Source organism: Kitasatospora albolonga, from assembly GCF_039535905.1.
Classification (GTDB): domain Bacteria; phylum Actinomycetota; class Actinomycetes; order Streptomycetales; family Streptomycetaceae; genus Kitasatospora; species Kitasatospora albolonga.
Genome location: NZ_BAAAYB010000037.1, coordinates 22,436 through 44,407 on the forward strand (window position 1 = coordinate 22,436; position 21,972 = coordinate 44,407).

Annotated in this window: 8 protein-coding genes and 7 pseudogenes; 9 read left to right on the top strand and 6 right to left on the bottom strand. The window is 73.5% G+C overall.

Going from position 1 to position 21,972, the window contains the following annotated elements; all coding sequences use genetic code 11:
- Positions 1-39: 39 nt before the first annotated feature.
- Positions 40-2,620, bottom strand: a pseudogene (locus ABD946_RS09540) (bifunctional FO biosynthesis protein CofGH).
- Between the two features lie 193 nt (positions 2,621-2,813).
- Here ABD946_RS09540 and ABD946_RS09545 point away from each other — a divergent pair.
- The 3 genes and pseudogenes from ABD946_RS09545 to ABD946_RS09555 all read left to right on the top strand — a co-directional run bounded on the left by ABD946_RS09545 (position 2,814) and on the right by ABD946_RS09555 (position 5,823).
- The gene (locus tag ABD946_RS09545) at positions 2,814-3,983 is read left to right on the top strand and encodes a LolA family protein (protein WP_345281951.1); all 1,170 of its coding nucleotides are present in this window, start codon (positions 2,814-2,816) and stop codon (positions 3,981-3,983) included.
- A gap of 5 nt (positions 3,984-3,988) precedes the next feature.
- Positions 3,989-4,972, top strand: a complete 984-nt coding sequence (locus tag ABD946_RS09550) for an ABC transporter ATP-binding protein (protein ID WP_345282204.1) — start codon at positions 3,989-3,991, stop codon at positions 4,970-4,972.
- Positions 4,959-5,823, top strand: a pseudogene (locus tag ABD946_RS09555) (ABC transporter permease). The gene ABD946_RS09550 and the pseudogene ABD946_RS09555 overlap by 14 nt, the downstream one beginning before the upstream one ends.
- Before the next feature lie 487 nt (positions 5,824-6,310).
- On the opposite strand, the pseudogene rarD reads toward ABD946_RS09555, so the two are convergent.
- Positions 6,311-7,287 (bottom strand): annotated as a pseudogene (gene rarD / locus ABD946_RS09560) (EamA family transporter RarD).
- A gap of 110 nt (positions 7,288-7,397) precedes the next feature.
- Positions 7,398-8,247: pseudogene (locus tag ABD946_RS09565) on the bottom strand (SDR family oxidoreductase).
- Positions 8,248-8,345: 98 nt separating this feature from the next.
- Between ABD946_RS09565 and ABD946_RS09570 the strand changes: the two are divergent.
- Positions 8,346-8,726: a winged helix-turn-helix transcriptional regulator gene (locus tag ABD946_RS09570; RefSeq protein WP_345281953.1), complete on the top strand. Its 381-nt coding sequence runs from the start codon at positions 8,346-8,348 to the stop codon at positions 8,724-8,726.
- 16 nt (positions 8,727-8,742) lie between these two features.
- On the opposite strand, the pseudogene ABD946_RS09575 reads toward ABD946_RS09570, so the two are convergent.
- Both ABD946_RS09575 and ABD946_RS09580 read right to left on the bottom strand, forming a co-directional pair.
- A pseudogene (locus tag ABD946_RS09575) lies at positions 8,743-9,777 on the bottom strand (2-oxoacid:ferredoxin oxidoreductase subunit beta).
- Positions 9,777-11,612, bottom strand: a pseudogene (locus ABD946_RS09580) (2-oxoacid:acceptor oxidoreductase subunit alpha). The pseudogenes ABD946_RS09575 and ABD946_RS09580 overlap by 1 nt, the downstream one beginning before the upstream one ends.
- Positions 11,613-11,900: 288 nt before the next feature.
- Between ABD946_RS09580 and ABD946_RS09585 the strand changes: the two are divergent.
- Both ABD946_RS09585 and ABD946_RS09590 read left to right on the top strand, forming a co-directional pair.
- Positions 11,901-12,674, top strand: a pseudogene (locus ABD946_RS09585) (SUKH-4 family immunity protein); the annotation flags it as partial.
- Positions 12,675-12,918: 244 nt separating this feature from the next.
- The gene (locus tag ABD946_RS09590; protein WP_345281957.1) at positions 12,919-14,175 is read left to right on the top strand and encodes a hypothetical protein; all 1,257 of its coding nucleotides are present in this window, start codon (positions 12,919-12,921) and stop codon (positions 14,173-14,175) included.
- Positions 14,176-14,246: 71 nt separating this feature from the next.
- Here the strand turns inward: ABD946_RS09590 and ABD946_RS09595 are convergent, their stop codons facing one another.
- A complete protein-coding gene (locus ABD946_RS09595; protein WP_345281959.1) occupies positions 14,247-15,551 on the bottom strand; it encodes a nucleotide sugar dehydrogenase in 1,305 nt (434 codons plus the stop codon).
- Between the two features lie 543 nt (positions 15,552-16,094).
- Between ABD946_RS09595 and mfd the strand changes: the two genes are divergently transcribed.
- The 3 genes from mfd (at position 16,095) to ABD946_RS09610 (ending at position 21,911) form a co-directional block, all read left to right on the top strand.
- A complete protein-coding gene (mfd, locus tag ABD946_RS09600; protein WP_345281961.1) occupies positions 16,095-19,709 on the top strand; it encodes a transcription-repair coupling factor in 3,615 nt (1,204 codons plus the stop codon).
- Between the two features lie 211 nt (positions 19,710-19,920).
- A complete protein-coding gene (locus tag ABD946_RS09605; RefSeq protein WP_345281963.1) occupies positions 19,921-20,427 on the top strand; it encodes a hypothetical protein in 507 nt (168 codons plus the stop codon).
- A complete protein-coding gene (locus ABD946_RS09610) occupies positions 20,424-21,911 on the top strand; it encodes a protein kinase domain-containing protein (RefSeq protein ID WP_345281965.1) in 1,488 nt (495 codons plus the stop codon). The genes ABD946_RS09605 and ABD946_RS09610 overlap by 4 nt, the downstream gene beginning before the upstream one ends.
- Positions 21,912-21,972: the final 61 nt, after the last annotated feature.

The window sequence follows — 21,972 nt, forward strand, 5'->3', positions numbered from 1 at the left end:
GCCCCTGGGTCGCTGCATGGACCCGCGCCCGCGAAAGTACTAGCCGACGACCGGAAGCAGCGCCGGCAGGTGCCCGTCCGAGGCCAGGGCGGCCGCCCGCCGTTCGGGCGGGACCTCGCCGTAGGTGGTGGTGCGCTGCCGGTGCGGACGCCCGGCCGCCTCGGCGATCGCCTCCAGCTGACGGACCGACATGTAGCTCCCGTACGAGGACCCGGCCATCCGCGAGATGGTCTCCTCCATCAGGGTGCCGCCCAGGTCGTTGGCCCCGGAGCGCAGCATCTCCGCCGCCCCCTCCGCCCCGAGCTTGACCCAGCTGGTCTGCACGTTGCGGATGTGCGGGTGCAGCAGCAGCCGCGCCATCGCCATCACCGCCCGGTTGTCCCGCGCCGTCGGCCCGGGCCGCGCGATCCCCGCCAGGTACACGGGGGCGTTGGTGTGCACGAACGGCAGCGTCACGAACTCCGTGAACCCGCCCGTCCGTTGCTGGATCTCCGCCAGCAGCCGCAGGTGCGCCAGCCAGTGCGAGGGGTTGTCCACGTGCCCGTACATCATCGTGGAGGACGAGGGGATCCCCAGCTCGTGGGGCCGTGCTCACCACCTCGACCCAGGTCGCGGCGGGCAGCTTCCCCTTGGTCAGCACCCACCGGACCTCGTCGTCGAGGATCTCCGCCGCCGTCCCCGGGATGGAGTCCAGCCCGGCCTCCTTGGCGGCCGCCAGCCACTCCCGGATCGAGAGCCCGGTCCTGGTCGCCCCGTTGACGACCTCCATCGGGGAGAAGGCGTGCACGTGGATGCCGGGCACCCGGGCCTTCACCGCCCGGGCGATGTCGAAGTACGCGGTGCCCGGGAGGTCGGGGTGGATCCCGCCCTGCATGCAGACCTCCGTCGCCCCCACCTCCCACGCCTGCTGGGCCCGGTCGGCGACCTGCTCCAGTGACAGGGTGTAGGCGTCGGCGTCGGTGCGCCGCTGGGCGAAGGCGCAGAACCGGCAGCCGGTGTAGCAGACGTTGGTGAAGTTGATGTTCCGGGTGACGCAGTAGGTGACCTCGTCGCCCACCGCGTCCCGCCGGACCGCGTCGGCGATCGAGCAGAGCGCGTCCAGTGCCGGGCCGTCCGCCTGGAAGAGCGCCAGCGCCTGGGCGTCGGTCAGCTTCTCGGGGTCGTCGGCCGCCTGCGCCAGTGCCGCCCGCAGGTCACCCGGCAGCCGCTCGGGGGCGGTCAACCCGGCGGCCTGCTCGCGCAGTTCGGCCCAGTCGCCGTAGACCTCCTCGAAGTCCCCGCGCCGGTCCCCGGTCCGCCCGGCCCCGTCGATCTCGCGGTGCAGCTCGGTGCGCCCGCGTGCGGTGAGCGGCTCGTCCGGCTCCTGCCAGGGCAGTCCGACCGGCAGTGCGTCCTCCCGGGCCAGGCCGGTCTCCGGGTCGGCCAGCGCCCGCACGTGCGGCAGGACCCGGGGGTCGATCCACGGCTCGCCGCGCAGCAGGTACTCCGGGTACACCGTCAGCCGCTCGCGCAGCGCGAAGCCCTCGGCCGCGGTGCGGGCGGCCAGCTCCTCGATGTGCGGCCAGGGCCGCTCCGGGTTGACGTGATCGGGCGTCAGGGGCGAGACGCCGCCCCAGTCGTCGATGCCCGCGCCGATGATCAGCGGGTACTCCTCGTCCACCAGGTTCGGCGGCGCCTGGATCCGCGCACCCGGGCCGAGCACCAGCCGGGCCACCGCGATGCAGGCGGCCAGCTCCTCCAGCTCGGCGTCGGGCATGGCCCGCATCGCGGTGTCGGGCTTGGCCCGGAAGTTCTGCACGATGACTTCCTGGAGGCCCTGGTAGCGCCGGGCGGTGCGGCGGATCGCGAACAGCGCGTCGGCCCGCTCCTCGTGGGTCTCGCCGATGCCGATCAGCACGCCGGTGGTGAACGGCACGGCGCTGCGGCCCGCGTCCTCCAGCACCCGCAGCCGGACGGCCGGCTCCTTGTCGGGAGAGCCGTGGTGCGGGCCGCCGGGCTCGGACCAGAGCCGGGTGGCGGTGGTCTCCAGCATCATGCCCATCGAGGGGGCCACCGGCTTGAGCCGCTGGAAGTCGGTCCAGGACAGCACCCCGGGGTTGAGGTGCGGCAGCAGCCCGGTCTCCTCCAGCACCCGCACGGCCATCGCCCGCACGTAGGCCAGGGTGTCGTCGTAGCCGTGCGCGTCCAGCCACTCGCGGGCCTCGGGCCAGCGGTCCTCGGGGCGGTCCCCGAGGGTGAAGAGCGCCTCCTTGCAGCCGAGCGCGGCGCCCTGCCGGGCGGTCTCCAGCACCTCGTCGGGCGACAGGTAGAGGCCGTGGCCGTCCTTGCGGAGCTTGCCGGGCACGGTGACGAAGGTGCAGTAGTGGCAGCGGTCCCGGCAGAGCCGGGTGAGCGGGATGAAGACCTTCTTCGAGTAGGTGATCACCCCGGGGCGGCCGGCCGCCAGCAGCCCCTGGTCGCGGACCCGGGCGGCGCTCGCGCACAGGTCGCGCAGGTCCTCGCCGCGGGCGTGGAGCAGCACGGCCGCCTCGGTGACGTCCAGCGCCACCCCGTCCCGTGCCCGGCGCAGGGCGCGGCGCATCGAACTGCTGGTGGGGCGGGGGTCGGTAGCGTCGTCCATGGGGCGACGATACCCAGAGCCGGAGGCGGTGTTCGTCCTTCGGCGGTAGCCGACCCTGAGACGTGCTCAGGGTCACGTGCACCGCTGGGAGTAGGCGGATCCGGCCCTCTGGAGCGATACCGGACGGGGGTCCCGTGGGTTCCAATGGAGGGGAAGCACGGCAGTTCTGACGTCTGACGAGGGGTAGGAAGTCATGGAACGGACCACGCGACGCAAGGCCGTCCGGGTGCTGGTGCCCGCCGGTGTGGTGGCGCTGACCGCCGCCGGGATCGGCCTCGTGCCCGCGATGGCCGGGGAGTCCGGGCCCAAGCTGCCCGAGCTGACGGCGGAGCAGGTGGTGGCCAAGGCGCTGGGATCCGACGCCCGGGCGCTCTCCGGCACCGTCAAGCTCAAGGCCGACCTGGGCCTGCCGACCCAGCTGCTGGGCGGGGCGCTGCCGGGCGGCGGGGCCCCCGGCGGGCACGGCGGCGGCCGGGGCGGCGGCGAGGGCTCGGAGGCCGACCCCGGGGCCAAGCTGCTCCAACTGCTGGGCGGCGAGCACACCCTGCGGATCGCGGTGGACGGCCCGGACCGCCAGCGGCTCGGCCTGATCGGCGGCCTGTCCGGCTACGAGCTGGTCCACAACGGCTCCGAGCTCTGGGCCTGGGACAGCAGGAGCAACGAAGCGGTGCACCTGACGGGTGCTCAGGCCGCCGAGCGGGCGAAGCCCGAGCTGCCGCTGCCGGTCACCCCGCAGGAGGCCGCGAAGAAGTTCCTGGAGCTGGGTGCTGACACCACCCAGGTCACCGTGGAGGGCACCACCACCGTGGCCGGGCAGGACGCCTACGAGCTGCGGGTGAAGCCCAAGCAGGGCGGCTCGACCATCTCCGAGGTGCGGATCGCCGTCGCGGCGGAGAACGGCGTGCCGCTCGCGGTGCAGGTCCGCTCCGGCTCCACCAAGGTGCTGGACGCCCGCTTCAGCGAGGTCTCCTTCGCCACCCCGTCGGCCGACACCTTCCGCTTCACCGCCCCCAAGGGCGCCAAGGTGACGGAGCAGAAGGCCGAGGAGGGCGTGGGCCACGAGAAGTGGCTGCAGAACGACTCACCCGACGCCAAGGCGGCCGAGGAGGCGCTCGGGAAGGCCGGGCAGGACGCGGACTTCAAGGTCACCGGCGAGGGCTGGACCACCGTGCTCAGCGCCAGGCTCCCCGCCGAGGCGGCGGGCGGCGAGGCCGGCGGCTTCGCCAAAGCGCTCGGCAAGCCGGTCGGCGGCGGCAGCCTGATCTCCACCAAGGTGGTCAACGTGCTGATCACCGACGACGGCCGGGTGTTCGCCGGCGCCGTCACCCCACAGGTGCTGCAGAGCGCGGCCGGGGCGAAGTGACCGACCTGTTGGAGCGGCCGGACGGCCGGGCGGCTGCGGGCCGCCCCGCCGCTCCGGCCGAGGTGATCCGCACCCGGGGGCTGACCAAGCGCTTCCCGGGCGGCCAACTGGCCGTGGACGGGCTGGACCTGACGGTGCCCCGGGGCAGCGTGTTCGGCTTCCTGGGGCCGAACGGCTCCGGCAAGACCACCACCATCCGGATGCTGATGGGCCTGATCACCCCCAGCTCCGGCGAGGCGGTGGTGCTCGGCGAGCCGATGCCGCGCGGCGCGGCCACCGTGCTCCCCCGGGTCGGCGCCCTGATCGAGGGCCCGGCCCTGTACGGCTTCCTGACGGGCCGTGACAACCTGGCCCGGTTCGACGCGGCCGATCCGACCACCGACCCGCGCACCCGGGCCCGCCGGGTCTCCGAGGCGCTGGACCGGGTCGGCCTGACGGCCGCCGCCGGCAAGAAGGCCCGGGCGTACTCGCTGGGCATGAAGCAGCGCCTGGGCCTGGCCTCGGCCCTGCTGCGCCCGCGCGACCTGCTGGTGCTGGACGAGCCGACCAACGGCCTGGACCCGCAGGGCATGCGGGAGATCCGGGCACTGGTACGGGAGTTGGCGACCGAGGGCTCCACCGTCTTCCTCTCCTCGCACCTGCTGGACGAGATCGAGCAGGTCTGCACCCACGCCGCCGTGATGTCCAAGGGCCGGCTGCTGGTGCAGGGCACGGTGCCCGAGCTGGCGGCCAGGGCGCAGGGCCGCCTGGTGGTTCGTACGCCGGACGTGGCGGCGGCCGCCGAGGTGCTGACCGCGCGTCAGGTCCCCGACGTCCGGGGCGGCGAGGGCTCGCTCTCCGCCGCCGCCCCCGCCGAGGAGGAGCTCGCCGGGCTCTGCGCGGCGCTGGTCGCGGCGGGAGTGCGGGTGCAGGGCTTCGGAGTGGAGCGCGGCACGCTGGAGGACGCCTTCGTGGCACTGACCGGGGAGGGATTCGATGTCGCGGGCTGAGGCACTCACCGACGCACCGGCGCGGCTTCCGGCCGCGCTCTCGACCTCACTGCTGCGCAGCGAGCTGGCGCTGACCTTCCGGCGGGCCCGGACGGTCACCCTGCTGGCCATCCTGGCCGCCCTGCCGGTGCTGATCGGCGTGGTGATCAAGTGGCAGACCGACGGCGAGGGCGGCGGCGGCCCGGCCTTCATCGCCCAGGTGACCCAGAACGGCGTGTTCCTGGTCTTCACTTCACTGGCCGTCACCCTGCCGGTCTTCCTGCCGATGACGGTGGGCGTGGTGGCGGGCGACGCGATCGCGGGCGAGGCGGCCTCCGGCACCCTGCGCTACCTGCTGGTCGCCCCGGCCGGCCGGACCAGGCTGCTGGTGGCCAAGTTCCTGGCCGGGACGGCGTTCTGCCTGGGCGCGACCCTGACGGTGGCGGCCTCCGCGCTCGCCACCGGTGCGGCGCTGTTCCCGCTGGGGGACGTCACGCTGCTCTCCGGGGACACGGTGGGCCCGGGCGAGGCGCTGCTGCGGGCGGTGCTGGTGGCCCTGGTGGTGGCGGCCTCGCTGGCCGGGCTGGTCGCGGTCGGGCTGTTCGTCTCCACCCTGACGGGCAGTGGGATCGCCGCGATGGCCACCACCGTGGTGCTGGTGATCACGGTGCAGATCCTGGACGCCTTCCCGCAGTTGCACGCGATCCAGCCGTACCTGCTCTCGCACCACTGGCTGAGCTTCGGGGACCTGCTGCGGCAGCCGATGTACTGGGACGAGGTGCTGAAGAACCTCGGGCTGCAGGCGCTCTACGTGGCGGTCTTCGGCTCAGCGGCCTGGGCCCCGCTTCACGGCCCGCGACGTCACTTCGTGAGCTGGCCGCCGCGCAGGCCAGCACCGGCAGCTGCGCGGGCGCGACCAGGAACAGCGGGGACCAGCCGTGGCAGACCAGCCGGACCCCGGCGGTCAGCCCGTGCAGCCGGGCCCGGTGCGAGCCCTTGAGCTCCACCCGGTCGAGCCGGCTGGGGGCCTGCAGGGTGACCGGCGGGCGGCCGGGGCGCTGCCAGCGGATGGTCACCGGGCCGCCGGGGCGGTCGGCGCTCAGCAGCAGTTCGCCGGTCTCGGCGGCGTCCATCTCGCGGCGCACGGCGGGCACTCGCAGGGCCCCGCCGGAGGCCAGCACGGCGGCCCCGTCGGCCGCCGCCGACCGGCGGAACGGCCGGACCAGCGGTGCCTTGAGCTGGACCATCGCGACTCCTCCCGTGGCCGGCATGGGGGTGCCTTCCGACAGCCTTCGGCTGCGGGCACCCCGGACGTTAGCAGGGTTGCGGGGGGCTTGAGGAGATCCCGAAACGAGTTGTTCACCGGGCGGACGAAGCTGACGGAGCGTCAGCCGGCGCATCCTCCGGCCGAGTGCTCGGCGGCGCCGCCGGGAGCTCGGACCGGCTCTGTCGCAGGCGCCGCAGCGCGTCGAAGGTGAGCACCGCGAGCGCGGCCCAGACCAGGGCGAAGCCGGCCCAGCGGGCGGGCGGCATCCGCTCGTGGAAGACGGTGATGCCGAGCAGGAACTGCAGCACCGGCGCCAGGTACTGCAGCAGGCCGAGGGTGCTCAGCGGCACCCGGACGGCGGCCGCCCCGAAGCAGAGCAGCGGCACGGCGGTGATCAGGCCGCTGAGCATCAGCAGGCCGGAGTGCGCCCAGCCCTCGGTGCCGAAGGTGCCCCGGCCGGTGACGCCCAGCCAGACCAGCAGGCCGACCGCGAACGGGAACATGGCGGCGGTCTCCAGCGCGAGGCTCTCGGTGCCGCCGAGCGCGACCTTCTTCTTGAGCAGGCCGTAGGTGCCGAAGGAGAGGGCCAGCACCAGGGCGATCCAGGGCAGCCGCCCGTACCCGACGGTGAGCACCGCGACCGCCAGCACGCCGATCCCGACCGCCGCCCACTGGGCCGGGCGCAGCCGTTCGACCCCAGCAGCAGGACGCCGAAGGCGATGGTCACCAGGGGGTTGATGAAGTAGCCGAGGCTGGTCTCCACCACGTGCCCCGAGTTCACTCCCCAGATGTAGACGCCCCAGTTGACCGAGACCACCACGGCGCCGAGTGCGGAGAGCGCCAGCCGACGGGGCTGGGCGAGCAGCGGGCGTATCCACGCCCACTTGCGCATCACGGCCAGCATCAGGGCGACGGCCACCAGGGACCAGGCCATCCGGTTGGCCAGGATGTCGACCGCGCCGCTGGGCTCCAGCAGCGGCCAGTAGAGCGGGAAGAGACCCCAGATCCCGTAGGCGGCGAATCCGTACCCGAGCCCGGCACCGCTGCCGGCCTTCTGCTGCTGTGCCATCGACCGGCCTGCCCTCCGCGCGCGCTGTCCTCCGGACGAAGGTAGCGGGCGGGAGGGCAGGGTGTCATCCCTGAATCGGCGTTTTGGTCATGACACGCGTTTCGGACAGCTCAGAGCGCGGCGGCCACCGTCGCGGCCAGCGGGGTGGTGGGGCGGCCGATCAGCTTCGACAGCACCCCGCGGTCGCGGGCCAGCTCGCCCCGGGCGATGGCCGCGTCCACGTCCACCAGGATCCCGGCGAAGCCCTCCGGCAGGCCGGCGCCGACCAGGATCTCGTGGTGCTTCTCGGCCGGGACGTCCGCGTAGGAGACCGGCTTGCCGGTGTGCGCGGCCAGCGCGGCGGCGTACTCGGAGAAGCTCCAGGCCTCGTCCCCGCTGAGCTCGTAGACCGCGTTTCTCGTGGCCCTCGCCGGTGAGCACCGCGACGGCCGCGTCCGCGTAGTCCTGCCGGGAGGCGGTGGCGATCCGGGCGTCGCCGTTGCTGCCGACCACCGCGCCGTGCTCGACGGCGACGGCCGCGTTGGCGGTGTAGTTCTCGGTGTACCAGCCGTTGCGCAGCAGCACGTACGGCAGGCCGGAGGCGCGGATCACGGCCTCGGTCGCCTGGTGCTCCTCGGCCAGCCGGAAGGTGGCCTCGTCGCCGCCGAGGATCGAGGTGTAGGCCAGCAGCGCCACCCCGGCGGCCTTCGCGGCCTCGACCACGGCGGTGTGCTGCGGCACCCGGGCGCCGACCTCGCTGCCGGAGATCAGCAGCACCTTGTCACCCGCGCCGAAGGCGGCGGCCAGGGTCTCGGGCCGGTTGTAGTCGACCTCGCGGACGGTCACGCCCTTCGCGGCCCAGTCGGCGGCCTTGTCGGCGGAGCGGACGGCGACGGCGAGCTCGCCCGCCGGCACCTCGGCGAGCAGGCCCTCCACCACGAGGCGGCCGAGCTGTCCGGTGGCTCCGGTGACGACGATCATGAGGTACTCCCTGGTCGGTGGGGTCTTGCGCTTTCCACACTCACCGTATGTACTGCACTTACCAATCGGAAGTACGCACTTTGAAGTAGGGTACTGACATGAAGGTAAGTGTCGACGCACTGCTCCACGCCCCGGACGTCAACGACCGGATGTGCCCCTCGCGCGGCGTGCTGGAGCACGTCACCAGCCGCTGGGGCGTGCTGGTGCTGATCGCGCTGGCCGAGCGCGAGTACCGGTTCAGCGAGCTGCGCCGCCGGGTGGCCGGGGTCAGCGAGAAGATGCTCGCCCAGACCCTGCAGACCCTGGAGCGGGACGGCTTCGTCGAGCGCGAGGCGCACCCGGTCATCCCGCCCCGGGTGGACTACCGGCTGACCCCGCTCGGCCACGAGGCCGCCGAGCTGGTCGGCGGCCTCGCGCACTGGGTCGAGCGGCAGACGCCCGGGGTGCTGGCGAACCGTCAGGCGTACGACGCGCGCTGACGGCCCGCCCCGGCGGTCAGACCACCGTCCAGGTGTCGCTCCCGGTGAGCAGCGCGCCCAGGTCGCCCCCGGCCGCGCTGCTCCACCGCGCGCTCCAGCTGACCGCCCATCAGCTCGTCGTAGACGGGCCGCTCGACGCTGCGCAGCACCCCCGATCGGGGTGTGGTGGAGGGTGTCGGCGTCGGCGATCCGGGAGAGCGCGAAGGCGTGCGCCGGGTTGGCGTGGTGGGCGTCGTGCACCAGCACCTCGCCCCGGTTGGCCTCCGTCACCTCGTCCACGTACAGCTCGCCGCCCGGGCCGCGGAAGACGCCCCGGCCGGCGAAGGTGACCGGCTGCCCGTGCTCCAGCCGGATCAGCGCCTCGTCCCGGGTGCCCGGGTCCTTGAGCACCTCGAAGGCGTTGTCGTTGAAGATGTTGCAGTTCTGGTAGATCTCCACCAGCGCGGTGCCCCGGTGCTCGGCGGCCGCCCGGAGCACCGAGGTGAGGTGCTGGCGGTCCGAGTCGATGGTCCGGGCGACGAAGGTGGCCTCCGCGCCGATGGCCAGCGAGAGCGGGTTGAAGGGGTGGTCCAGCGAGCCCATCGGGGTGGACTTGGTGATCTTCCCGACCTCGCTGGTGGGCGAGTACTGACCCTTGGTCAGGCCGTAGATCCGGTTGTTGAAGAGCAGGATCTTCAGGTTGACGTTGCGCCGCAGCGCGTGGATCAGGTGGTTGCCGCCGATCGACAGCGCGTCCCCGTCACCCGTCACCACCCAGACGCTCAGGTCCGGCCGGGAGGCCGACAGGCCGGTGGCGATGGCCGGGGCGCGCCCGTGGATCGAGTGCATCCCGTAGGTGTTCATGTAGTACGGGAAGCGCGAGGAGCAGCCGATCCCGGAGACGAACACGGTGTTCTCCCGGCGGATGCCGAGCTCCGGCATGAAGGCCTGCACGGCGGCCAGGATGGCGTAGTCCCCGCCAGCCGGGGCACCAGCGCACCTCCTGGTCGGTCTTGAACTCCTTGGCGCTCTGCGGCCCGTCGGCCTTGGGCACCAGTCGAAGGCTCTCCATCACTTCTCCTCCAGGGTGCCGAGGGCGGCGGTCAGCACGTCGGCCAACTGGGCCGCCTTGAACGGGAGTCCGCGCACCTGGTTGTAGGACTGGGCGTCCACCAGGTACTTGGCGCGCAGCAGCAGGGCCAGCTGGCCGAGGTTCATCTCCGGCACGATCACCCGGTCGTAGCCCTTGAGGATCGCCCCGAGGTTGGCCGGGAAGGGGTTCAGGTGGCGCAGGTGCACCTGCGCCACCTGACCGCCGTCGGCCCGCACCCGGCGGACGGCGGCGGTGATCGGCCCGTAGGTCGAGCCCCAGCCGAGCACCAGCACCCGGGCCTCGCCCGAGGGGTCGTCCACCACCAGGTCGGGCACCGCGATCCCGTCGACCTTGGCCTGCCGGGTGCGGACCATGAAGTCGTGGTTGGCCGGGTCGTAGGAGATGTTCCCGGTGCCGTCCTGCTTCTCGATGCCGCCGATCCGGTGCTCCAGCCCCGCCGTCCCCGGCACCGCCCACGGGCGGGCCAGCGTCTGCGGGTCGCGCTGGTAGGGCCAGAAAGCGCCGTCCTCGCGGTTCGGCCCGGTGGCGAAGTCCGGTGCGATCTCCGGGAGTTCGTCCGCCGCCGGGATCCGCCACGGCTCCGAGCCGTTGGCCAGGTAGCCGTCGCTCAGCAGGAACACCGGGGTCCGGTAGGTGACCGCGATCCGGGCCGCCTCCAGTGCCGCGTCGAAGCAGTCGGCCGGCGTGGCCGGGGCCACGATCGGCACCGGCGCCTCGCCGTTGCGGCCGAACATCGCCTGCAGCAGGTCGGCCTGCTCGGTCTTGGTCGGCAGCCCGGTGGACGGCCCGCCGCGCTGGATGTCCACCACCAGCAACGGGAGTTCGAGCGAGACGGCCAGCCCGATGGTCTCCGACTTCAGCGCCACCCCGGGCCCCGAGGTGGTGGTCACGCCCAGCGCCCCGCCGAAGGCCGCGCCCAGCGCGGCCCCGATCCCGGCGATCTCGTCCTCCGCCTGGAAGGTCCGCACGTCGAAGTTCTTGTGCCGGGACAGCTCGTGCAGGATGTCCGAGGCCGGGGTGATCGGGTACGAGCCGAGGAAGACCGGCAGGCCCGAGCGCTCCCCCCGCCGCGATCAGGCCGTAGGACAGCGCGAGGTTGCCGGAGATGTTCCGATAGGTGCCCTCGGGCAGCCGGGCCGGGGAGACCTCGTAGGAGACCGCGAAGTCCTCGGTGGTCTCGCCGAAGTTCCAACCCGCCCTGAAGGCCAGGATGTTGGCCTCGGCGATGTCGGGCTTCTTGGCGAACTTCTGCCGCAGGAACGACTCGGTGCCGTGGGTCGGCCGGTGGTACATCCAGGACAGCAGCCCGAGCGCGAACATGTTCTTCGCCCGCTCGGCGTCCTTGCGGGCCAGCCCCGAGTCCTTCAGCGCCTCCAGGGTCAGCGTGGTGAGCGGCACCCGGTGCAGGTGGTACGCCTCCAGCGAGCCGTCCGTCAGCGGGTCCGACCGCGTAGCCGACCTTGGCCAGCGCCCGCTTGGTGAACTCGTCGGTGTTGGCGATGATCTCGGCACCGCGCGGCAGTGTCCGCGAGGTTGGCCTCAGGGCGGCGGGGTTCATCGCCACCAGCACGTTGGGCGCGTCGCCCGGGGGTCAGGATGTCGTGGTCCGCGAAGTGCAGTTGGAAGGACGACACGCCGGGAAGGGTGCCGGCGGGAGCCCGGATCTCGGCCGGGAAGTCGGGCAGGGTGGAGAGGTCGTTGCCGAACGAGGCCGTCTCCGAGGTGAAGCGGTCTCCGGTGAGCTGCATGCCGTCGCCGGAGTCGCCGGCGAAGCGGATGATCACCCGGTCCAGACGCCGGACCGGCTTCGCCGGCCGCTGCCGGGCGCCCGGCGGCGAGGCCGGGCCCGACCGGCCGTCGTCGTCCGAGCCGTCACTGCCTCTGCCTGATCGACCTGACTGGGTCACTGCCGCGGACCTCCTCGTGGGCGCCAGCCGCGGGCGTGAGCCGTGTGCCCCGTCCGCCTGGTGCACCGTTCCGAATCCTAGGCGGCCGAACCTCCCCCGGACCGGAACTCGGCCCAACCACCCACGAGAACGTCTACCCGACCCCGATCCATACACACTGGAGCGCCGCCCGGAAGGGCGGTGCCCAGGGGCTGGCCGAACGTCCGGATCAGCCACACCGCCGCGTACGGCCGCGACCACCAGGCCCGCCAGGCCGGCATGGCCGTGCTGCTGGACCACCTCGACCAGCTCCACCAGCTGGCCGCGGGCCCGCAGCGCCCGCGCACCGTCCGCGTCCCGCTGCCCCCGGCGGGCTCGCCGCCGGCCGGGGCGGTGCCGCTGCCGCCCACCGATCCGCAACAGCTGGGCGGCGAGTTGGCCCAGGTCTTCGGGCCTGCGGTGTTCCGCTTCGAGCAGCGCGCGGTGTCCCGCCAGGGCGTGCCCGAGCAGGTCGCCCAGATGCTGATGTGGGCCGGGCTGCCGCGCGACTTCGCGCCGTTCTTCTGGGCCCAGGCCCAGGAGGGCAGGCCGATCCCGACCCTCGCCGAGCTGGCCGCCGAACGCGGCCTGCCGGGCGCCCCGGACTTCGGCGGCTACCTGGTGCTGGGCAACGACTACGGGCGTCAGCTGTGCGTGCAGTACGGCACGGCGGCGGTGGTCGCCGTCGACCTGGAGCGGCCGGGCGCGGAGGCTCCGCGGTTCGTCAACAGCGGCGTCCCGGAGTTCGTCCGCTCGCTCGCGCTGCTCGGGCGGATGTGGCGCCTGCGCTACGGGCTGACGCCCGATCAGGCGGGCCGTTGGACGGTGGACTTCCAGGCCCAGCTCCAGGCCGTCGACCCCGCCGCCCTGGCCGGACCGGAGACCTGGTGGTCCGTGCTGCTGGAGCAGTTCTGGGACGGCCTGATGTAACGACGCTCACCAATGAGGGGCGCGTCACAGGCTGACGCGCCCCTCGTCCGTCCCGTCCCGCAGACCCCGTCGGCCCTACTGCGGCTTGCCCGGGCGGGCCCCGCCCCCGAGCCCCCGGCAGGGGCCCCTCACCCACCTGCCCCGGCACGGCCTTGTTTGGGTTTCGATCCCACTTGCGCAAAATAGGTCAAGAGGACGGTCCTATCCGCGCCTGCCTCCACCGGCACCGACAGGGGAAGAGACCATGAGCGACGCAGTCTCCCAGCACGGCTTCATCGTCACCCGCCGGGGCTACGCCCCCGAGCAGGTCGACCACGCGATGGTCGTGCTGACCGCCGAGCGCGACAGCGCGTGGGAGCAGCTCAGCGTGCTGGGCTCCGGCGTCCGGGAGATGGAGCGCCGGCTGGCCGAGATCCGGCAGGCCGCCGAGGACGCCCCGGAGCCGGACTACTCGGTGCTGAGCGAGCAGGCCGTGAAGCTGATGGGCATCGCGGACTCCGAGGCGACCGCCGTCCGGGAGGCCGCCCAGCAGGCCGCCGAGGACGCCCGCGACGAGGCGTACGAGAACGGTCAGAAGGCCGCCAACGCCGCCCGCGACCACGCCCTGTCGACCCGGAACGAGGCCGATGCGGCCGCCCGCCGCACCGACGAGCGGACCCGGGCCGAGGCCGAGCAGCTGCGGGCGGCGGCGGACCGGGAGTCGCGGGCGATCCGGGACTCGGCGACCGCGGACGCGGCCAAGGTCCGGGTGGCTGCCGCCGAGGCGCAGGAGCGCGCGGAGGTCAAGCTGGCCGAGCTGCGCCGCCGGGCGGACGAGACCTTCGCCGCCGTCGAGGCCAAGGCGGACGCGGAGGACGCGAAGATCTCCTCCACCGCCGAGCGCAAGGTGAGCGAGGCCGAGCAGCACCGGGAGTCGGTGCTGGCCACGATCAAGCAGGCCGAGGCCAAGGCCCGTTCCGAGGCGGACGCGCTGGTCGAGGCGGCCCGCCGGGAGGCCGAGCGGATCCGGGCCGCGAGCGAGCGCGAGCACCGCGAGTTCACCGCCAAGTACGAGCAGGTGCAGCAGCACCTGGACCACATCAAGCAGACCCTGGCCGCCCTCACCGGTGCCGCCGTCGGCCAGATCGAGGCGGCCGCACCGGCCGCTGAGCCCGCAGCCGCAGCCGCAGCCGCCGTCGCAGTCGCAGCCGACGCCGCAGCCGCAGCCGACGCTCAGCCGGCCCCGTCGGCCGCCGCCGCCCCGGCGACTCCGGCCCCCAAGGTGCTCCGAGCGGCCGAGGAGGCCCCGACCGCCCCGCTGCCGAGCATCCCGCCGGCCGCGCCGCTCCCGCCCAAGCCCCCGGCCCCGCCGGCCGCCGCCGCCCCGGCCCCGGTCCCCGCCCCGGAGGCCCCGGCCGCCAAGGCCGCCACGGCGCCCGAGCCGGAGACCCGGATCATCCCCAAGATCGTGATCGTGGACGACGGCCACGAGTACCCGAGCGAGGTCATCCGCCGCGGCTGACGCCCCGTCGGCCCGAACGCCGCGGGCCCCGTCCACACCCTGTGGACGGGGCCCGCGGCGTTCCGGCTGGATCAGAGCACCTCGACGGCCGGGCCGCTGAGGCGGCGGCGGCAGTCCAGCACGTACGTGGCGTGGGTGGTGACGGCCTCGTAGTCGAAGTCGTCGTGGTCGGCGAGCAGCACCACCGCGTCGGCGGCGGCCAGCTCCTCGGGGGTGGCCTCGACCCGGACGACCGCGCTGAACGGGGTCTCCGGTTCGGTGGCCCGCTGGCCGGGGATGACCGGCTCGGCCACGTGGACGCCCGTGACCACGTGCGGGTCGGCGGCCCGGACCTCGGCGCCCATCCGCAGCAGCAGTTCGGCCACCCGGGCGGCCGGGGTCTCGCGGGCGTCGCCGGTGTTCTTCTTGTACGCCAGGCCGAGCAGCAGCACCCGGGAGCCGCGAACCGAGCGGTGACGGTCGTTCAGCGCCTCGCCGAGGCGGCGGACCACGTAGTCGGGCATGTGGCTGTTGACGTCGTTGGCCAGCTCGACGAAGCGGAAGGACTGGCCCAGCGCGCGCTCGACCCGCCAGGACAGGTAGGAGGGGTCGATCGGCAGGCAGTGGCCGCCGACGCCCGGGCCCGGGGTGAAGCGCAGGTAGCCGAAGGGCTTGGTGGAGGCGGCGTCGATCGCCTCCCAGACGTCGATGCCGAGGTCGTGGGCGAACATCGCGAGCTCGTTCACCAGCGCGATGTTGACGTGCCGGAAGGTGTTCTCCAGCAGCTTGGTGAGCTCGGCCTCCTTGCAGGAGGAGACCGGAACGGTGCGCTCGATCAGCTCCGAGTAGAAGGCGTCCACGGCGGCCAGGCCCTCGGGCGAGGTGCCGGAGACCACCTTGGGGGTGTTCTCCAGCTTCCAGGTCGGGTTGCCCGGGTCGATCCGCTCCGGGCTGTAGCCCAGGTGGAAGTCCTGACCGGCCGTCAGGCCGGAGCCCTCCTCCAGGATCGGGGCGAGCAGCTCCTCGGTGGTGCCGGGGTAGGTGGTGGACTCCAGCACCACGGTGGCGCCGGGGCGCAGGTGCTGCGCCAGCAGCCGGGCCGAGGACTCGATGTAGGAGAGGTCCGGGACGCCGTCCCGCAGCGGTGTCGGCACGGTGATCACCGCGACGTCGAACCCCGCGACCTCGGCCGGGTCGGCGGTCGGCTGGTAGCTCCCGTCGTCCAGCAGCGGACGGAGGCGCTCGGCCGGGATGTCCTCGACGTAGGACTCGCCGAGCGCCAGGCGCTTGATCCGCCGCTCGTCCACGTCGTACCCGACCACCTGGTGCCCGACCTCCGCCGCGCGGACGGCCAGTGGCAGCCCTACGTAGCCCTGGCCCGCGATGACCACGCGCATGACGAAGTACCCCCTCCGTTGCGGTTCGCACGGTGTCCCCACACCGTCTTCACACGAGAGGGTACGGAGCCCCGACCGGCCGCGCCGGGGTTCGGGCAAAGTGGTCGGAGAGTGGTACGGAGGGGACCGGGTGGGACGGGTCCGGAAACGCCAGGGGCCGCGGCGCCCCCCAGGAAGAGGCACCACGGCTCCCGCGATTGGGCACGGGCGCCCCCACCCAGGGCCGCCCGGCCACGCACTCCCGACCCCCATCGGAGGTGCGTCCGTGCCGCCACAGCCATCCCCCACGGTTGGGTGCGGCGGGCACGAACACCATGCTGCGCGACCACCATGGACGTGCAGTGTCGGCAATATGTCGAGTTCGTGATCTGTGGGCGGGTTCGGGTGTCCGCCCGGACGGACCGACCGGCCCGATGATCACGGCGGCGGGGCGGGTGGCGGCGTAGTCTGGAGACCCCCGGGGCGCTCCGCGTTCCGGGTCGTTCGCGTTGCCCGGCCGGGGTCCTCCGGCGCCCGGGCACTCCAGCCGTGGAGCCGAGAAGCATGAGTCTGTCCGGACTGCTCGACGTCGTCGTCCGCGACGCCGCCCTCGCCGAGGCGATCGAGGCGGCCGCTGCCGGACAGCGGCAGCACCTCGACCTGGTGGGGCCGCCCGCCGCCCGCCCGTTCGCGATCGCCGCACTGGCCCGCTCGCTGGCCGGGGCGGCCGGGGAGCGGGGGCGTCCGGTGCTGGCGGTGACCGCGACCGGCCGGGAGGCCGAGGACCTGGCGGCCAGCCTGCGCTCGCTGCTGCCGCCGGACGCGGTGGCCGAGTTCCCGGCCTGGGAGACCCTGCCGCACGAGCGGCTCTCGCCGCGTTCGGACACGGTGGGCCGCCGGCTCGCCGTGCTGCGCCGGATCGTCCACCCGCGCGGCGACGACCCGGCGGCCGGTCCGGTCCAGGTGGTGGTGGCGCCGGTCCGTTCGGTGCTCCAGCCGCAGGTGAAGGGGCTGGCCGAGCTGGAGCCGGTGGCCCTGCAGCGGGGCGAGCAGCACGACCTCGGCGAGGTGTCCCGCAAGCTCGCGGCCGCCGCCTACTCCCGGGTCGAACTGGTCGAGAAGCGCGGCGAGTTCGCCGTCCGCGGCGGCATCCTGGACGTCTTCCCGCCGACCGAGGAGCATCCGCTCCGGATCGAGTTCTGGGGCGACGAGGTCGAGGAGATCCGCTTCTTCAAGATCGCCGACCAGCGCTCGCTGGAGATCGCCGAGCACGGCCTCTGGGCGCCGCCCTGCCGTGAGCTGCTGCTGACCGAGGAGGTCAAGCTCCGCGCGGCCGAACTGGCGGAGCAGCACCCGGAGTTGGCCGAGATCCTGGACAAGATCGCCCAGGGCATCGCGGTCGAGGGCATGGAGTCGCTGGCCCCGGTGCTGGTGGACGACATGGAGCTGCTGCTGGACGTGCTGCCGCAGGGCTCGGTCACGGTGGTCTGCGACCCGGAGCGGGTCCGTACCCGGGCGGCCGATCTGGTGGCGACCAGTCAGGAGTTCCTGCACGCCTCCTGGGTGGCGGCGGCGAGCGGCGGGGACCGGCCGATCGACATCGAGATGATCGACGTGTCGGCCGCCTCGCTCTGGTCGCTGGCCGACGTCCGCGAGCACGCGGCGGAGATCGGGCTGCCCTGGTGGTCCGTCAGCCCGTTCGCCACCAGCGACTCGTCCGTCACCGAGATCCTGGAGTTCGACGCCAACACGCTGACCCTCGGCATGCACGCCGTCGAGGCCTACCGGGGCGACACCGCCCGGGCGATCGCCGACGCCAAGGAGCGGCTGAACGCCGACTGGCGGGTCGTCATGGTGACCGAGGGCCACGGCCCGGCCTCCCGCCTGGCCGAGGTGCTGAGCGGCGAGGGCATCCCGGCCCGGCTGGTGGCCGACCTGGACGGGGCACCGACCCGGGACGTGGTGTACGTCTCCTGCGGCTCGATCGAGCACGGCTTCGTGGACGAGGCCCTCAAGCTCACCGTCGTCACCGAGACCGACCTGTCCGGTCAGAAGTCCTCCACCAAGGACATGCGCCGGATGCCGTCCCGCCGCCGCAACGCGATCGACCCGCTGGCCCTGGCGGCCGGCGACTACGTGGTGCACGAGGCGCACGGCGTCGGCCGGTACGTGGAGATGGTGCAGCGCACCGTCCAGGGCGCCACCCGCGAGTACCTGGTACTGGAGTACGCCCCCGCGAAGCGGGGCCACCCCGGCGACCGGCTGTTCGTGCCGACCGACCAGCTCGACCAGGTCACCAAGTACGTCGGTGGCGAGGCGCCCACCCTGCACCGGCTTGGCGGCGCGGACTGGGCCAAGACCAAGCAGCGGGCCAAGAAGGCGGTCAAGGAGATCGCCGCCGACCTGATCAAGCTCTACTCGGCCCGGATGGCCGCGCCCGGCCACACCTTCGGCCCGGACACCCCGTGGCAGCGCGAGCTGGAGGACGCCTTCCCGTACGCGGAGACCCCGGACCAGCTCACCACCATCGCCGAGGTGAAGTCGGACATGGAGAAGTCGGTCCCGATGGACCGTCTGATCTGCGGCGACGTCGGCTACGGCAAGACCGAGATCGCGGTGCGGGCCGCCTTCAAGGCCGTCCAGGACGGCAAGCAGGTCGCGGTGCTGGTGCCGACCACGCTGCTGGTGCAGCAGCACTTCTCCACCTTCGCCGAGCGCTACGCCAACTTCCCGGTGAACGTGAAGGCGCTCTCCCGCTTCCAGACCGACTCCGAGGCCAAGGCCGTGCTGGAGGGCCTGTTCGAGGGCTCGGTGGACGTGGTGATCGGTACCCACCGCCTCTTCTCCAACGAGACGAAGTTCAAGGACCTCGGGCTGGTCATCGTCGACGAGGAGCAGCGCTTCGGCGTCGAGCACAAGGAGCAGCTGAAGAAGCTGCGGGCCAACGTGGACGTGCTCACCATGTCCGCGACCCCGATCCCGCGCACCCTGGAGATGGCCGTCACCGGCATCCGGGAGATGTCCACCATCACCACCCCGCCGGAGGAGCGCCACCCGGTGCTGACCTTCGTCGGCCCGTACGACGAGAAGCAGATCTCGGCCGCCATCCGGCGTGAACTCCTGCGCGAGGGCCAGGTGTTCTACATCCACAACCGGGTCGAGTCGATCGACAAGGCGGCCGCCCGGATCAAGGAGCTGGTGCCGGAGGCCCGGGTCGCCACCGCGCACGGGCAGATGGGCGAGACCCAGCTGGAGAAGGTGGTGGTCGACTTCTGGGAGAAGGAGTTCGACGTCCTGGTCTCCACCACCATCGTGGAGTCCGGCATCGACATCTCCAACGCCAACACCCTGATCGTCGAGCGCGGCGACACCTTCGGCCTCTCCCAGCTGCACCAGCTCCGCGGCCGGGTCGGCCGCGGCCGTGAGCGCGGCTACGCCTACATGCTCTACCCGCCGGAGAAGCCGCTCACCGAGACCGCCCACGAGCGCCTGGCCACCATCGCCCAGCACACCGAGATGGGCGCCGGCATGTACGTCGCCATGAAGGACCTGGAGATCCGCGGCGCGGGCAACCTGCTCGGCGGCGAGCAGTCCGGCCACATCGCCGGCGTCGGCTTCGACCTCTACATGCGGATGGTCGGCGAGGCGGTGGCCGAGTTCCGCGACTCGCTGGCCAACGGCGGGGCGGAGCCGGAGGAGGAGCCGCTGGAGGTGAAGATCGAGCTGCCGGTCGACGCCCACGTGCCGCACGACTACGCACCGGGGGAGCGGCTGCGGCTGCAGGCCTACCGCTCGATCGCGGCGGTCAACTCCGAGGAGGACATCGTCCAGGTCCGGGAGGAGCTGACGGACCGTTACGGCAAGCTCCCGGAGTCGGTGGAGAACCTGCTGCTGGTCGCCGCCCTGCGGCTGTACGCGCGGCGCTGCGGCATCGGCGACATCACGCTCCAGGGCCAGTTCGTGCGGTTCGGGCCGGTCGAGCTGCGGGAGTCGCAGCAGCTGCGGTTGAACCGGCTCTACCCGCGCAGCCAGGTCAAGGCGACGGCGCAGCAGCTCCTGGTGCCGCGGCCGTCCACCGGCCGGATCGGCGGCAAGCCCCTGGTCGGGCGCGAACTGCTGGCCTGGTGCCGGGAGTTCCTGAGCACCATGTTCGACGACCTCGCGGGCTCCAAGAACTGACTCACCGGGTCACCCCGGGGGCGCGAGGAACTGCGCGAGGCGGAAGAGGCTGACCCGTGTGCCGGGTACGGAGATCCACTTGCACGTGGGTGTCCGTACCCGGCGATCGGCGCGCCTCCTCCGCCTCGCGCAGTTCCTCGCGCCCCCGGGGTGGCGGTCCGGGGCGGTACGGTGTGCCGGGAGTTTTGGCGGCGCTCGTACGGGAGTACCCATGGCTGGTCAGCAGTACGGCAGCAACCCCGGCCCGCTCGGGGTCGGCGGGAAGGTGCTGCTCGCCCTGGTGCCGCTGCTGTCGCTCGGGCTGCTGGGCATGGTGCCGTCCTTGGTGCTGGCGGTGCGGCGCAAGCGGGCGGCGGACGTGGCCGGTGCGGTGGTGGCCGGGCTGCTCCAACTCCTGGTCTACGTCGCGGTCGGGCTGACCGACCCGGACCCGGACGTCGCCAGCGGGCTGGACCTGGCGGGCGGGCTCGCCCTCTTCGCGCTCTGGCTCGGCGGCCCGGTGCACTTCCTGGTGATGGACACCCAACAGCAGTGGCGCTCGAAGGCACCCGCCCCGGCACCCTGGTACCCGCCGCCCGTGGTCCCGTACCAGCCGCAGCCGCAGCCCTCGTACCCGCCGCGGCCGCAGCCGCAGCCGCAGGCGGGCCCGGCCACCCAGGACGACCTCCAGCAGCTGGGTGAGCTGCTGCGCCGTCAGGCGCAGGAGGGCCGTCCGTGAGGGACGCCCGGCTGGTCGGCGGCCGGTACCGGCTCGGGGAGCCGATCGGCCAGGGCGGGATGGGGCAGGTCTGGGCCGGGACGGACGAACGCCTGGGGCGGCCGGTCGCGGTGAAGCTGCTCCGCGCCGCCCGCTTCGGCCACGGCCCGGACCCGGACGCGTCGCTGCGCCGCAGGTTCCTGCGCGAGTGCCGGGTGACCGCCGGGCTCGACCACCCGGGCCTGGTGACGGTCTTCGACGCGGGGGAGGACGACGGCGAGCTCTACCTGGTGATGCAGCGGGTGGCGGGCCTGAGCCTGGCGGACCTGATCGCCGCTCAGGACCCCTGCCCGCTGGAGCGGGCGGTCGCCGTGGCGGCCCAGCTCTGCGGTGCGCTGGAGGCGGTGCACACCGCCGGGCTGGTGCACCGGGACCTCAAGCCGAGCAATGTGATGGTCCGTGAGGACGGCCGGGTGGTGCTGCTGGACCTCGGCATCGCGACCGCACTGGACCCGTCGGCGACCAGACTCACCCTGACCGGCGTGCCGATCGGCAGCCCCGCGTACATGGCACCGGAGCAGGCCCTCGCGACCGGTGCCGACCGGCGCAGCGACCTCTACGCGCTGGGCTGCCTGCTGCACGAGATGCTGGCCGGCCGGGCGCCGTTCGAGGCGCCCAGCGCGCTCGGGGTGCTGCGCCGGCAGGTGGACGAACCACCCACTCCGCTGCGGGAGTTGCGGCCCGAGGTGCCGGTGGTGCTGGAGGCCCTGGTGCTGGACCTGCTGGCCAAGCGCCCCGAGGACCGCCCGCCGGGCACCCGCGCGGTGTACGCCCGGCTGCTGCCGCTGCTTCCGCAGGCCCGGGCCGAACTCCGGCCCGCCGCAGGGGTGCTGCCCGATCCGACCGCGCCCTACCGGTACCCGCACCAGCCGCTGCCGCCCGCTCCCGCCCCGGTCCCGGCGCCGGCCGCGGACCCGACGGGCGAGGGCCGGTCGGCCGGTGGCCCCGCCATCCTGCCCTCGGTCGCGGTGCCGCCGCCCGCCGCCGAGGACCTGACGGCCGCCTTCGACCAGCTCTCCGACCTGGTCGCCGCCCGCCGCTACGCCGAGGTCACCGAGCTGGCGGGCCGCCTGCTGCCCCGGGCCCGCGCCGAACTCGGCGAGGCGGCGCCGCTGGTGCGCACCGTCCGCACCATCCACGCCCGGGCCCTGCAGACCCAGCGCCGCTACCCGGAGGCGCTCGCCGAGTTCCGGCAGCTGCTGGCCGGGGCGGCGGGGGAGCCCGGGCGCGCCTTCGAACTCCGGGAGCAGATCGGCCTGTTGCTGATCCGCCAGGGGGAACGCCGGGCCGCCTGGCAGCAGTTCACCGAGCTCCTGCTGGAGCGCGAGCGCAGCCACGGCCCGCACCACCCCGACGTGCTCCGGCTGCGCTCCCACCTGGCCGCGATCGGCCCGGCGACCCCGCCGCCCGCCCCGGTCCGCGGCAACCCGTACGCCTCCGGCTGACGGCCCGTCGGGGCACGGCGAAGGGCCCGCCCCTCCGCTGCCGGAAGGACGGGCCCCTGCA

Coding starts and splice junctions, on each gene's coding strand:
- ABD946_RS09545 (WP_345281951.1), top strand. CDS start 2,814: ATGGAACGGACCACGCGACGCAAGGCCGTCCGGGTGCTGGTGCCCGCC.
- ABD946_RS09570 (WP_345281953.1), top strand. CDS start 8,346: ATGAAGGTAAGTGTCGACGCACTGCTCCACGCCCCGGACGTCAACGAC.
- ABD946_RS09590 (WP_345281957.1), top strand. CDS start 12,919: ATGAGCGACGCAGTCTCCCAGCACGGCTTCATCGTCACCCGCCGGGGC.
- ABD946_RS09595 (WP_345281959.1), bottom strand. CDS start 15,551: ATGCGCGTGGTCATCGCGGGCCAGGGCTACGTAGGGCTGCCACTGGCC.
- mfd (WP_345281961.1), top strand. CDS start 16,095: ATGAGTCTGTCCGGACTGCTCGACGTCGTCGTCCGCGACGCCGCCCTC.
- ABD946_RS09605 (WP_345281963.1), top strand. CDS start 19,921: ATGGCTGGTCAGCAGTACGGCAGCAACCCCGGCCCGCTCGGGGTCGGC.